This is a genomic window from Nocardioides ferulae (genome assembly GCF_003660455.1).
GTDB classification, from domain to species: domain Bacteria; phylum Actinomycetota; class Actinomycetes; order Propionibacteriales; family Nocardioidaceae; genus Nocardioides; species Nocardioides ferulae.
Window position 1 is genome coordinate 449,974 of sequence record NZ_QZVR01000002.1, and the last position, 13,534, is coordinate 463,507.

Below are 13,534 nucleotides of genomic sequence, written 5' to 3' on the forward strand. Positions count from 1 at the left end.
AGCCAACATCTGTTTCCCACTGCCGCACCTCCGGCCACGCCCAGGGCTCGACCCTGTGTGTCCGGACGGCACAGACGACGACGGGAGAACCCGGTGCCCTATCCGCACGCGTTCCCGCCGCCGCAGGGCCTCTACGAACCCAGCCACGAGCACGACGCGTGCGGTGTGGCCTTCGTCGCGACCCTGACCGGCGTTGCCAGCCACGAGATCGTGCGGCAGGGCGTCACCGCCCTGCTCAACCTGGACCACCGCGGCGCGGCCGGCGCCGAGCCCAACTCGGGCGACGGCGCGGGCATCCTGATCCAGGTCCCCGACGCGTTCCTGCGCGAGGTGACCGCCGAGCTCGGCATCGAGCTCCCCCCGCCCCACGCCTACGCCGTGGGCACCGCCTTCCTCCCCGGCGACGCCGAGCAGGTCGCCAAGACCCGCAGCCGGATCGAGGAGATCGCCCACGAGGAGGGCCTCGACGTCCTCGGCTGGCGCGAGGTCCCCGTCGACCCCGAGTCGCTGGGGGCCACCGCGCGCGGTGTGATGCCGTCGTTCGCGCAGCTCTTCGTCGCCGGCCGCGGCGTGCGGATCACCGGGATGGCGCTGGAGCGGCTCGCCTTCTGCCTGCGCAAGCGGGCCGAGCGTGAGACCGACGTCTACTTCCCCTCGCTCTCCTCGCGCACCCTGGTCTACAAGGGCATGCTCACCCCGGCCCAGCTCGACGAGGTCTATCCCGACCTGCGCGACGAGCGGCTGACCTCGGCGCTGGCCGTGGTGCACTCCCGGTTCTCCACCAACACCTTCCCGAGCTGGCCGCTGTCCCACCCGTTCCGGTTCATCGCCCACAACGGCGAGATCAACACCGTGATGGGCAACCGCAACTGGATGCGCGCCCGCGAGGCGCTGCTGGCCTCCGACCTCATCCCCGGCGACCTCGAGCGGCTCTACCCGATCTGCACCCCCGGAGCGTCCGACTCCGCGTCGTTCGACGAGGTGCTCGAGCTGCTGCACATGGGCGGACGCTCCCTGCCCCACTCGGTGCTGATGATGATCCCCGAGGCGTGGGAGAACCACGGCGAGATGGACGCCAAGCGACGGGCGTTCTACGAGTTCCACTCCACGCTCATGGAGCCGTGGGACGGGCCGGCCTGCGTGGTGTTCACCGACGGCTCCCAGATCGGTGCGGTGCTCGACCGCAACGGGCTTCGCCCCTCCCGGTTCTGGGTCACCGACGACGGGCTGGTCGTGCTGGCCTCCGAGGTCGGCGTGCTCGACATCGACCCGGCCAGGGTGGTCCGCAAGGGCCGGCTGCAGCCGGGCCGGATGTTCCTGGTCGACACCGAGGAGCACCGGATCATCGAGGACGAGGAGATCAAGGCCGAGCTCGCCGGGGAGAACCCGTACGACGAGTGGCTGCACGCCGGGCTGATCCACCTCGACGACATCTCCGAGCGCGAGCACGTGGTGCACACCCACGCCTCGGTCACCCGCCGCCAGCAGGTCTTCGGCTACACCGAGGAGGAGCTGCGGATCCTGCTCACGCCGATGGCCAACACCGGCGCCGAGCCGATCGGCTCGATGGGCACCGACACCCCGATCGCCGCGCTCAGCGAGCGGCCGCGGCTGCTGTTCGACTACTTCAGCCAGCTGTTCGCCCAGGTCACCAACCCGCCGCTGGACGCGATCCGCGAGGAGCTGGTCACCTCGCTCAACGGCACGATCGGCCCGGAGGCGAACCTGCTCCAGCCGACGCCGGCCTCGTGCCGGCAGGTCGTGGTGCCGTTCCCGGTCATCTCCAACGACGACCTGGCCAAGATCCGCCACATCAACCGCGACGGCGACATGCCCGGGTTCATCACCCACGTCTCGCGCGGCCTCTACGAGGTCGAGGGCGGCGGTGCCGCATTGGCCCGCCGGATCGACGAGATCTGCGCCGAGGTGTCCGAGGCGATCGCCAAGGGCGCCCGGATCATCGTGCTCTCCGACCGGCACTCCACCGCCGAGCTGGCCCCGATCCCGTCGCTGCTGCTCACCGGTGCCGTGCACCACCACCTGGTGCGCGAGAAGACCCGCACCCAGGTGGGGCTCCTCGTCGAGGCCGGCGACGTCCGCGAGGTGCACCACGTCGCGCTGCTGGTCGGCTACGGCGCGGCCGCGGTCAACCCCTACCTGGCGATGGAGTCGGTCGAGGACCTCGCCCGCGAGGGCTACTACGTCAAGGCCGAGCCCGAGCAGGCGGTGCGCAACCTGGTCAAGGCGCTCGGCAAGGGCGTGCTGAAGGTGATGTCGAAGATGGGCGTCTCCACGGTGGCGTCCTACACCGGCGCCCAGATCTTCGAGGCGGTCGGGCTCTCCCAGGCCGTGGTCGACCGGTACTTCACCGGCACCACCTCCAAGCTCGGCGGCATCGAGCTCGAGACGATCGCCGAGGAGGTCGCCCGGCGGCACGCCACGGCGTACCCCCGCGGTGGCCTGGCGCCCGCGCACCGTCAGCTGGAGGCGGGCGGCGAGTACCAGTGGCGGCGCAGCGTGAAGGGGGAGTCCGAGCCGCACCTGTTCGACCCCGACACGGTCTTCCGGCTCCAGCACTCCACCCGCACCGGCCGCTACGACGTGTTCAAGCAGTACACGCAGGCCGTCGACGAGCAGTCGTCGCGGCTGATGACGCTGCGCGGCCTGTTCCGGTTCAAGGACGCCGAGGCGAGCGGCCGGCAGCCGGTGCCGATCGACGAGGTCGAGCCGGTCTCCGAGATCGTCAAGCGCTTCTCGACCGGTGCGATGTCCTACGGCTCGATCAGCAAGGAGGCGCACGAGACCCTCGCGATCGCGATGAACCGGCTAGGCGGCAAGTCCAACACCGGTGAGGGCGGCGAGGACCCCGAGCGGCTCTACGACCCCGAGCGGCGCAGCTCGATCAAGCAGGTGGCCTCCGGACGCTTCGGCGTCACCGCGGAGTACCTCACCAACTCCGACGACATCCAGATCAAGATGGCGCAGGGCGCCAAGCCCGGCGAGGGCGGCCAGCTGCCCGGCCACAAGGTCTACCCCTGGGTGGCCAAGACCAGGCACTCCACACCGGGGGTCGGCCTGATCAGCCCGCCGCCGCACCACGACATCTACTCGATCGAGGATCTGGCCCAGCTGATCCACGACCTGAAGAACGCCAACCCGAGCGCCCGCATCCACGTGAAGCTGGTCTCCGAGGTCGGCGTCGGCACGGTCGCGACCGGCGTCTCGAAGGCACACGCCGACGTGGTGCTGATCTCCGGCCACGACGGCGGCACCGGCGCCTCGCCGCTGACCTCGCTCAAGCACGCCGGCGGGCCCTGGGAGCTCGGTCTGGCCGAGACCCAGCAGACCCTGCTTCTCAACGGACTGCGCGACCGGATCGTCGTCCAGACCGACGGGCAGCTCAAGACCGGTCGCGACGTCGTGGTCGCGGCGCTGCTCGGCGCCGAGGAGTTCGGGTTCGCCACCGCGCCGCTGGTGGTCTCGGGCTGCATCATGATGCGGGTCTGCCACCTCGACACCTGCCCCGTGGGCGTCGCGACGCAGAACCCCGTGCTGCGTGAGCGGTTCTCCGGCCGGCCCGAGTTCGTGGTGAACTTCTTCGAGTTCGTCGCCGAGGAGGTCCGCGAGCTCCTCGCGGAGCTGGGCTTCCGCAGCCTCGACGAGGCGATCGGTCACGTGGAGGCGCTCGACGTCGCCCGCGCGGTCGACCACTGGAAGGCCTCCGGGCTCGACCTGTCGCCGATCCTGCACCTGCCGGAGCTGCCCGAGGGCACGGCGCTGCGCAACGTGACCAGCCAGGAGCACGGGCTGGAGAAGTCCCTCGACGTCACCGAGCTGCTGCCGCTGGCGCAGCCGGCGCTGGAGAACGGCGAACCGGTGCGCGCCCAGGTGCGCATCCGCAACGTCAACCGCACCGTCGGCACGATCCTCGGCCACGAGGTGACCAAGCGCTACCGCGGCGAGGGGCTGCCCGACGGCACCATCGATCTCACCTTCCTGGGGTCGGCCGGTCAGTCGTTCGGTGCGTTCGTGCCGCGCGGCATCACCCTGCGACTCGAGGGCGACGCCAACGACTACGTCGGCAAGGGCCTCTCGGGTGGGCGGATCGTGGTCCGTCCCGACCGCACCGCCCCGTTCGAGCCGAGCGAGCAGATCATCGCCGGCAACGTGATCGGCTACGGCGCGACGTCCGGTGAGATCTTCATCCGCGGCGGGGTGGGGGAGCGGTTCTGCGTCCGCAACTCCGGCGCGTCCGCGGTGACCGAGGGCGTGGGCGACCACGCCTGCGAGTACATGACCGGCGGCCGGGTGGTCGTCCTGGGCAGGACCGGCCGCAACTTCGCGGCCGGCATGTCCGGTGGCGTTGCCTGGGTGCTCGACCTCAAGCCGTTCCGGGTCAACCCCGAGCTGGTCGAGCTGCGCCCGGTGGAGGGCGAGGCGGCCGTCGAGCTCAAGGCCCTGGTGACCCGGCACCTCGAGGAGACCGGCTCCGGAGTCGCCGAGCAGCTGCTCGCCGACTGGGACGCCGCACTGCCGCGGTTCACCGAGGTCATGCCGTCGGACTACAAGCGGGTGCTGGAGGCGCGCGCCGAGGCCCTCGAGGACGGCCTCGACGAGGACGAGACCGCAGCCCGGATCATGGAGGTGCTTCATGGCTGACCCCAAGGGATTCCTCAAGGCGGGCCGCGAGGTCGCGCAACGGCGTCCGGTGCCCGAGCGGGTGCACGACTGGAACGAGGTCTACCCCGGCAGCATGGGCCGGGCGCTGCTCCCGATCATCAACACCCAGGCGTCGCGGTGCATGGACTGCGGCATCCCGTTCTGCCACTCCGGCTGCCCGCTGGGCAACCTGATCCCCGAGTGGAACGACCTGGTCTGGCGTGACGACTGGGAGGGCGCCAGCGAGCGCCTGCACGCGACCAACAACTTCCCCGAGTTCACCGGTCGCCTCTGCCCGGCGCCCTGCGAGACCGCCTGCGTGCTGGGCATCAACCAGGACCCGGTCACGATCAAGAACGTCGAGGTGACGATCGCCGACAAGGCCTTCGACGCCGGCTATGTGCGGCCGCAGCCACCGGAGTGGCTCTCGGGCCGCACCGTGGCCGTGGTCGGCTCCGGTCCCGCCGGCCTGGCCGCCGCCCAGCAGCTGACCCGGGCCGGCCACACCGTCGCGGTCTACGAGCGGGCCGACAAGATCGGCGGGCTGCTGCGCTACGGCATCCCCGAGTTCAAGATGGAGAAGAAGTACCTCGACCGTCGCCTCGACCAGATGCGCCGGGAGGGCACGGTCTTCCGGGCCGGTGTGGACGTCGGCGCCGAACTCACCGGCACCAAGCTGCGGGAGCGGTACGACGCGGTGGTGCTGGCGATCGGCTCCACCGAGCCGCGCGACCTGCGCATCCCCGGCCGCGAGCTCGCCGGCATCCACCAGGCCATGGAGTTCCTGCCGCAGGCCAACCGGGTCGCGCTCGGCGAGCCGGCCACGCAGGACGGCTCCGACCAGATCCTGGCCACCGGAAAGCACGTCGTGATCATCGGCGGCGGCGACACCGGCGCCGACTGCCTGGGCACCTCGATCCGGCAGGAGGCGGCGTCGATCACCCAGCTCGAGATCCTGCCCGAGCCCCCGCACGAGAGGCCCGCCGGGCAGCCGTGGCCGACGTACCCGATGACGTTCCGGGTCTCGTCTGCCCACGAGGAGGGCGGCGAGCGGGTCTACGCGGTCTCCACCCAGGAGTTCCTCGGCGACGAGCAGGGCAACGTGCGGGCGCTGCGCCTGGTCGAGGTCGAGTTCGTCGACGGCAAGCTCGTCGAGCGCGAGGGCACCGAGCGGGAGATCCCGGCCGACCTGGTGCTGTTCGCGATGGGCTTCGTGGGGCCGGAGAAGGCCGGCCTGGTCGAGCAGCTCGGGGTCGAGCTCGACGCCCGCGGCAACGTGGTGCGCGACGACGCCTACATGTCCTCGGTCGAGGGGGTCTTCGTCGCCGGCGACGCGGGTCGCGGGCAGTCGCTGATCGTGTGGGCGATCGCCGAGGGCAGGGCCGCCGCCTCCGCGGTGGACCGGTTCCTGACCGGCTCCACCTCGCTGCCGTCCCCGATCCCGCCGACCGCGCGCCCGCTCGTGGTCTGAGCATCCGCGCGCAGTCGACACGCGTCCACCGGCGCCCGCACCCGCGAGAGCGGGGCGGGCGCCGGTCCGCATTTCCGCCCGGCCGGGGGCCGGTTCGCCCCAAGAATGCTTGGAACGATCCAAGAGGGGGTAGGCTCGGACCGTGCGTAGAGCCAAGATTGTCTGCACCCTGGGTCCGGCCGTCTCGACGCCGCGGCGCATCCGCGAGCTCGTCTATGCGGGCATGGACGTCGCCCGGCTGAACATGAGCCACGGCAGCCACGAGGAGCACGCCGAGCGATATCGCCTCGTGCGCGATGCCTCCGACGCCAGCGGTCGCGGCGTCGGCATCCTCGCCGACCTGCAGGGCCCCAAGATCCGCCTCGCGAAGATCGCCGACGGGCCGGTGCTGCTGCGCCGCGGCCAGTCGTGGACGATCACCACCCGCGAGGTGCCGGGTGACGAGACCATCGCCGGCACGACCTACGCCGGCCTGCCCGGCGACGTGAAGACTGGCGACCCGATCCTGATCGACGACGGCAAGGTGCGCCTGCGGGTGCGCGAGGTCGACGGCCCCGACGTGCACACCGAGGTGCTGGTCGGGGGGCCGGTCAGCGACCACAAGGGCATCAACCTGCCCGGCGTGGCGGTCTCGGTGCCGGCGCTGTCCGAGAAGGACATCGCCGACCTGCGCTTCGCGCTGCACCTCGGCGTCGACTTCGTCGCGCTGAGCTTCGTCCGTGACGCCAAGGACGCCGACGACGTGCGGGCGATCATGGCCGAGGAGGGGATCTCGGTCCCGATCATCGCCAAGATCGAGAAGCCCCAGGCGATCGAGAACCTCGACGAGGTGATCAAGGCCTTCGACGCCTTCATGGTCGCCCGCGGCGACCTCGGCGTCGAGTGCCCGCTCGAGGACGTCCCGTTCCTGCAGCGCCGGATCATCGACAAGGCGCGCCTGAACGCCAAGCCGGTCATCGTCGCCACCCAGATGCTCGAGTCGATGATCGGCAACCCGCAGCCCACCCGGGCCGAAGCGTCCGACGTCGCCAACGCGGTCCTCGACGGTGCCGACGCCGTCATGCTCTCGGGCGAGACGAGCGTGGGCGAGTTCCCGATCCACACCGTCGAGACGATGGCCAAGATCGTCGAGGCCACCGAGAACCACGCGATGACCGACGAGCACAGCCGGGTCATCCGTCATCTCCAGTGGGAGCCGCGCACCCAGGGCGGCGTGATCGCCAAGGCGGCGGCCGAGGTCGCCGAGCGGCTCGACGCGAAGTACGTCGTGGCGTTCACCCAGACCGGCGACTCCGCGCGGCGGATGTCGCGGCTGCGCCCCCAGACGCCGCTGCTGGCGTTCACCCCGGAGCCGCGGGTGCGGTCCAACCTGGCCCTGAGCTGGGGGATCGAGACCTTCCTGACGCCGCAGGTCAACCACACCGACGAGATGGCCCCGCAGGTCGACCAGCAGCTGCTGAAGATCGGTCGGGTGACCGAGGGCGACCTGGTCGTGATCGTGGCCGGTGCCCCTCCGGGCATCCCCGGTTCGACGAACGCCCTGCGCGTGCACCGGATGGGCGACGCCAAGCAGGGCGCCGCCTGGGCCTACCGCAACCCGCCGAGCTGATCGGCGGAGGACGCAGGGTCACCGCTTCGGCCCCACCAGCTCGTCGAGGCGGGCCTGGATGCTCCGCCACGATCTCGCACTGCCACGGTTCGAGCACGATGGGCCTCTCGTGCTTCCGCCCTGGGCCGTGCTGGGGGAAGAGGCAGGGCCAGTGCTTCCAGTTGTTCTGGACGTGGACACATCCGGGCGCTGCTACCTGGTGCACCCGGGCGCCCGGGCGGATGCTCCGAATGCACGAGGTGACATCGCCGATGATCCCGGGATAGGCCGCGTCGCAGACGATCCGCAACGCGAAGTAGCGGGCAGCAGCCGAGATACATCCGTCCCCAAGGTAGTAGCCGAGAAGCGCCGAGTAGCCCCGTGTCGGCGGCTCTGCCCCGTCGCACGTCGGGCAGGCGCCGGGCTGTGGGCGTGGGCGGTCTCGCCACTCCCGGAGCGTCGACCGATGGATGCCAGTTCTGAGGCTCAGCTCCGAGATCGTGACGCCCCGGTTGAGTGCGTCGAGGGCGGCGCGGCGGGTGAGGTCCGGGTACACGCGGCCATGATGGGTCCGGGCACCGACACAGCCAGTCCTACAGTGCCCCGGGTGGGATTCGAACCCACACTGGATCGGGTTTGAGCCGATTTTCTCTGCCGATTGGAATACCGGGGCTGGCGGGCATCGAGACTAGCGGACCGCTAGCCTGAGCCCGTGACCGAGCCCGCTTCCGCGACCCCGCGCCGCGTCGTCATCGCCGAGGACGAGGTGCTGATCCGCATGGACCTCGCCGAGATGCTCGCCGAGGAGGGGTACGACGTCGTCGGCCAGGCCGGCGACGGCGAGAAGGCCGTGCAGCTGGCCGAGGAGCTGCGCCCGGACCTGGTCATCCTCGACGTGAAGATGCCGGTCCTCGACGGCATCGCGGCCGCCGAGCGGATCGCGCAGGCCCGGATCGCCCCGGTCGTCATGCTGACCGCGTTCTCGCAGCGCGACCTGGTGGAGCGGGCCCGCGACGCCGGCGCGATGGCCTACCTGGTCAAGCCGTTCTCGCAGAGCGATCTGGTGCCGGCCATCGAGATGGCGGTCAGCCGGTTCACCGAGCTGACCCTGCTCGAGCGCGAGGTCGCCGACCTCACCGAGCGGCTCGAGACCCGCAAGGCCGTCGACCGGGCCAAGAGCGTGCTCCAGCAGCAGCTCGAGCTCTCCGAGCCCGACGCCTTCCGCTGGATCCAGAAGACCGCGATGGACCTGCGGCTGTCGATGCGGCAGGTCGCCGACGGCGTGATCGCCCACGGGCCGGGGATCGCCGGAGGCTGAGCCGCCGAGCGCGCTCGTTTCGACCGCGCAGGTCACGAGTAGGTAAAGCCCTGGTCACCTCGCGGTCGCCGACCCGCAGGTGTGCCTAGCCTCACGGCCGTGCCCCCTAGACTGCCGGGCAGCGTCCAGCCGGGCGCGGGAGAGGAGACCGCACGTGAAGGCATGTCCGAGGCCACCCGGCCTCCGTCGACGAACGACTGTGGTGGGTGCCCTGCTGGGCTTGCTGCTCGCCCCGCTCGTGCTCCTCGTCGCCGGAGCCGGCAGCGCCCAGGCGAGCGTCGCCACCTTGTGTCTGGCGCAGCCCGAGCAGACGGCGTGCATCAACGGCACGGTCGGCAACCGCACCAACCCGGTCGAGGGGGTCGAGGTGACGCTGCTCGGCCCCGACGGTGCCGAGATCGAGTCGCAGACCACCGAGGCTGACGGCAAGTTCAGCTTCCAGGTCGAGGAGGCCGGCGAGTACGCCGTGCTGGTCGACCCCGAGACGCTCCCCGACGACCTCGAGATCCTCGAGCCCGCCCCGCGCTTCCAGGGCCCCGAGGGCAGCATCCTCGTGCAGGTCCGCCTGGGCCAGACGGTCGCTCCCGACCTCGACGTCCGCTCGGTCGACTACGACGCCGGCGGCGCGAGCTTCGGCGACCAGATCGCGCAGAGCATCGCCCAGGGACTGCGGCTGGGCCTGCTGCTTGCCCTGGCCTCGGTCGGGCTGTCGCTGATCTACGGCACGACGGGCCTGTCGAACTTCGCCCACGCCGAGCAGGTCACGCTGGGCGGCATGGTCGCCTACGGGCTGGTCAACGTCGGCGGCCTGAACCTGTGGCTCGGGGTGGTGCTGACGACGCTGATCTGCGCGGCCACCGGCTATCTCCAGGACCGCGGGCTGTGGCAGCCGCTGCGCCGGCGCGGGCTGGGCCTGACCCAGATGATGATCGTGACCATCGGCCTCTCCCTGGCCGCGCAGTACGCCTTCCAGTTCTTCGTCGGCGCCTCCCAGCAGAAGGTCGTCGTCGAGACCTTCGACGTGGTCGAGATCGGCCCCGTCCGGCTGACCGAGATGTCGTTCGTCGCGATGGGCATCTCGCTGCTGATGATCGGCCTGGTCGGCTTCGTGCTGCTGCGCACCCGCATCGGCCAGGCCACCCGCGCGGTCTCCGACAACCCGGCCCTCGCTGCCGCCTCGGGCATCGACGTCGACAAGATCATCCGCCTGGTCTGGACGGCCGCGGCCGGCCTGGCCGGGCTCGGCGGTGTGCTCTACGCGCTGGTGGTCAGCAACGGCATCCGCTGGGACACCGGCATGCAGATCCTGCTGCTGCTGTTCGCGGCGGTGACGCTCGGTGGTCTCGGCACGGCCTTCGGTGCGTTCGTCGGCGCCATCGTCATCGGCCTGGTCGTCGAGCTCGCCGGGCCGCTGGGCGCGCCCGGCGACCTCAAGTACGCCGTCGCGCTGGTCATCCTCATCCTGCTGCTGATGGTCAGGCCCCAGGGCCTGCTCGGTCGTGCAGTGCGGGTCGGCTGAGAAGGAGCCACCATGGACACTTTCCTGAGCATCCTCAACTCGGTCGTCAGCGAGGCCATCGCCCCGGACACCGCGGCGGTCGCGATCGCCGTGATCGGCCTGAACATCCACTTCGGCTTCACCGGCCTGCTCAACATCGGCCAGGCCGGCTACATGCTGCTGGGTGCCTACGGCATGGCGATCTCGATCACCCACGACATCCCGTTGGCGCTCGCCGTCCTCATCGGCCTGGTGATCTCGCTGATCTTCTCGCTGATCCTCGGCCTGCCCACCTTGAAGCTGCGCGGCGACTACCTGGCGATCGTGACGATCTCCGCGGCGGAGATCATCCGCTACACGGGTCGACTGGCCGCCTTCGAGGACTTCACCGGCGGCTCGCAGGGCATCTTCGGCAAGAGCTACCAGGGGCCGTTCATCTCGCTGTCCTTCCTCGGCGACGGCAGCACGACGCTGCTCCCCCTCAACTACCGGGAGGCCGGCGGCACCGGTGCCCGGATCGCGGGGCTGCTGGTGGCGCTGGCCGCCCTGGCCGCGATCGTGTGGGTCGCCAAGCGGATGAAGTCCCGCGGGAGTGACGAGCCGACGGTGGGCACCTCCGCCACGCCGAAGCTGCTGCTCGCCGTGCTCAGCGTCGTGATGGTGCTGGCCCTCTTCTTCTCCTTCCCCCAGAGCGAGCCCAACACGAGTGTCGACGGCTGGTGGGTGCGGCTGGTGGCCTGGGGCCTGGTGGGCCTCTCCTGCCTGATCGTCTTCCTGCTGGTGCGCAGCCCCTGGGGACGCCTGCTGCGCGGCATCCGCGAGGACGAGGACGCGATCCGCAGCCTCGGCAAGAACGTCTTCGCGATCAAGATGCAGGCGCTGATCATCGGCGGCATGTTCGGTGCGCTGGGCGGCATGGTCTACGTGCTCACCGGATCGGTCCAGGCCGACTCGATGGGTCGCCAGTTGACGTTCTTCGCCTACACCGCGCTGCTGCTCGGCGGCGCGGCCACCATCTTCGGACCGGTGCTGGGCGCGATCATCTTCTTCTCCGCGCGCATCCTGGTGCGCGAGATGTCGGGCGCCTACGTCCCGAACAGCATCATGAGCGACCAGCAGACCGAGCAGTTCTCCTACATCGTCGTCGGCATCGTGCTGGTGCTGCTGGTGATCTTCAGGCCGCAAGGCATCCTGGGCAACAAGAGGGAGCTACGGTTCCATGTCTGAGCAGACCACGGCCACGGCCGGCCATGCGGACCCCGCCGCCCGACGGCAGATGATGTCGCAGGTCGACCGGATCCCCGGCTCCGCCAAGCCCGACCCGATCCTTCGCGTCGACCACATCCAGCGCCGCTTCGGCGGCATGATGGCCGTCGACGTCGAGCACCTCGAGGTGCAGCGCGGCATCATCACCGCGCTGATCGGGCCCAACGGCGCCGGCAAGACGACCTTCTTCAACCTGATCACCGGGTTCGACCGGCCCACCTCGGCCGGCAAGGGCGCGCACTGGGCCTTCGACGGCGCGACGCTCGACAAGACGTCGGCCTCCAGCGTCGCCAAGGCCGGCATGGTGCGCACCTTCCAGCTCACCAAGGCGTTGAGCCGCATGACGGTGATGGACAACATGATGCTCGGCGCGAAGGACCAGGGCGGCGAGAGCCTCGCGAAGGCGATGTTCCGCCCGCTGTGGCGCCAGCAGGAGCGCGAGGTGCGGCACAAGGCCGAGGAGCTCCTGGACCGCTTCAAGCTGTTGGAGAAGCGCGACGACTACGCCGGCAGCCTCTCCGGCGGGCAGCGCAAGCTGCTGGAGATGGCGCGGGCGCTGATGACGGACCCGTCGATGATCATGCTCGACGAGCCGATGGCGGGGGTGAACCCGGCGCTCACCCAGTCACTGCTGGGTCACATCCAGTCGTTGCGCGACGACGGCATGACCGTGCTCTTCGTCGAGCACGACATGCACGTGGTGCAGCACATCTCGGACTGGGTGGTGGTGATGGCCGAGGGCCGCATCGTGGCCGAGGGGCCGGCGGACACGGTGATGGCCGACAAGGCGGTCATCGACGCCTACCTCGGTGCCCACCACGAGACCGACCTCGGGGACGACGCGCTGCTCGACGAGGGCGTCGCGGCTGCGCTCGAGCTGGAGGTCGCCGAGGAAGAGGCGGCCCGCAATCAGGAGGGGGAGCGCTGATGAGCACCACGAACAGCGCGGGCCAGCGGCCCGTGGTCGAGGCCACCGACGTCGTGGCCGGCTACCTGCCCGGCGTCAACATCCTCAACGGGTGCAGCCTGGCCGCCTACCCCGGCGAGATGGTCGGCATCATCGGTCCCAACGGGGCCGGCAAGTCGACGCTGCTCAAGGCGATGTTCGGCCTGGTCAAGGTGCACTCCGGCAGCGTGACGCTGGGGGAGCGCGACATCACCAACATGCGCACCAACCAGCTGGTCGAGATGGGCGTGGGCTTCGTGCCCCAGACCAACAACGTCTTCCCCTCGCTGACCATCGAGGAGAACCTGCGGATGGGGCTGTTCCTGCGGCCCAAGAAGATGCAGGAGCGGCTGCGGGCGATGTGGGATCTCTTCCCGGTCCTGCACGACCGGCGCAACCAGAGCGCCGGCGCCCTGTCCGGTGGCGAGCGCCAGTCGCTGGCGATGGCCCGGGCCCTGATGATGGAGCCGTCGGTGCTGCTGCTCGACGAGCCCTCGGCCGGCCTGTCGCCGGTGCGCCAGGACGAGACCTTCATCCGCACCCGCCGGATCAACAAGACCGGTGTGTGCGTGGTGATGGTCGAGCAGAACGCCCGTCGCTGCCTGCAGGTCTGCGACCGTGGCTACGTGCTCGACCAGGGCCGGGACGCCTACACGGGCACCGGCCGTGAGCTGGCCAACGATCCGCGGGTCATCGAGCTCTACCTCGGCACCCTGGCCAAGGAGGTCGGCGCCGACTGACCGCACGGACAGACAGAAAGGCCCCGGACGCGAGTCCGGGGCCTTTCT

8 protein-coding genes and 1 tRNA gene are annotated in these 13,534 nt (G+C 70.4%); 8 read left to right on the forward strand and 1 reads right to left on the reverse strand.

Going from position 1 to position 13,534, the window contains the following annotated elements; genetic code table 11:
* Window positions 1-93 precede the first annotated feature (93 nt).
* From gltB to pyk, 3 genes are all read left to right on the forward strand, one after another.
* The gene (gltB, locus tag D6B71_RS05210; RefSeq protein WP_121252656.1) at window positions 94-4,659 is read left to right on the forward strand and encodes a glutamate synthase large subunit; all 4,566 of its coding nucleotides are present in this window, start codon (window positions 94-96) and stop codon (window positions 4,657-4,659) included.
* Window positions 4,652-6,130, forward strand: coding sequence for a glutamate synthase subunit beta (locus D6B71_RS05215; protein WP_121252658.1), 1,479 nt, complete (start codon window positions 4,652-4,654; stop codon window positions 6,128-6,130). Before gltB ends, D6B71_RS05215 begins: the two co-directional genes overlap by 8 nt.
* A gap of 142 nt (window positions 6,131-6,272) precedes the next feature.
* Window positions 6,273-7,739 (forward strand): pyruvate kinase, encoded by a 1,467-nt coding sequence (gene pyk, locus D6B71_RS05220; RefSeq protein WP_121252660.1) that lies wholly within the window; start codon window positions 6,273-6,275, stop codon window positions 7,737-7,739.
* Between the two features lie 578 nt (window positions 7,740-8,317).
* Here pyk and D6B71_RS05225 read toward each other — a convergent pair.
* A tRNA-Leu gene (locus D6B71_RS05225) sits at window positions 8,318-8,391 on the reverse strand.
* A 39-nt stretch (window positions 8,392-8,430) separates the two neighbouring features.
* On the opposite strand from D6B71_RS05225, the gene D6B71_RS05230 reads away from it, so the two are divergent.
* The 5 genes from D6B71_RS05230 (at window position 8,431) to D6B71_RS05250 (ending at window position 13,486) form a co-directional block, all read left to right on the forward strand.
* Entirely contained in the window at window positions 8,431-9,036 is a 606-nt protein-coding gene (locus D6B71_RS05230; RefSeq protein WP_121252662.1) for an ANTAR domain-containing response regulator, read from the forward strand.
* 202 nt (window positions 9,037-9,238) lie between these two features.
* Window positions 9,239-10,555, forward strand: coding sequence for an ABC transporter permease subunit (locus D6B71_RS05235; RefSeq protein WP_206051565.1), 1,317 nt, complete (start codon window positions 9,239-9,241; stop codon window positions 10,553-10,555).
* 12 nt (window positions 10,556-10,567) lie between these two features.
* Window positions 10,568-11,761 carry a branched-chain amino acid ABC transporter permease gene (locus D6B71_RS05240; RefSeq protein ID WP_121252667.1) on the forward strand — a complete coding sequence of 398 codons (1,194 nt, stop codon included), beginning with the start codon at window positions 10,568-10,570 and terminating at the stop codon, window positions 11,759-11,761.
* Window positions 11,754-12,728, forward strand: coding sequence for an ABC transporter ATP-binding protein (locus D6B71_RS05245; RefSeq protein ID WP_121252669.1), 975 nt, complete (start codon window positions 11,754-11,756; stop codon window positions 12,726-12,728). Before D6B71_RS05240 ends, D6B71_RS05245 begins: the two co-directional genes overlap by 8 nt.
* Entirely contained in the window at window positions 12,728-13,486 is a 759-nt protein-coding gene (locus tag D6B71_RS05250) for an ABC transporter ATP-binding protein (protein ID WP_121252671.1), read from the forward strand. The genes D6B71_RS05245 and D6B71_RS05250 overlap by 1 nt, the downstream gene beginning before the upstream one ends.
* Window positions 13,487-13,534: the final 48 nt, after the last annotated feature.

Excerpts from the sequence above, each read along its gene's own strand:
- D6B71_RS05245 (WP_121252669.1), top strand. The coding sequence starts at position 11,754 with ATGTCTGAGCAGACCACGGCCACGGCCGGCCATGCGGACCCCGCCGCC.
- D6B71_RS05215 (WP_121252658.1), top strand. The coding sequence starts at position 4,652 with ATGGCTGACCCCAAGGGATTCCTCAAGGCGGGCCGCGAGGTCGCGCAA.
- D6B71_RS05240 (WP_121252667.1), top strand. The coding sequence starts at position 10,568 with ATGGACACTTTCCTGAGCATCCTCAACTCGGTCGTCAGCGAGGCCATC.
- D6B71_RS05250 (WP_121252671.1), top strand. The coding sequence starts at position 12,728 with ATGAGCACCACGAACAGCGCGGGCCAGCGGCCCGTGGTCGAGGCCACC.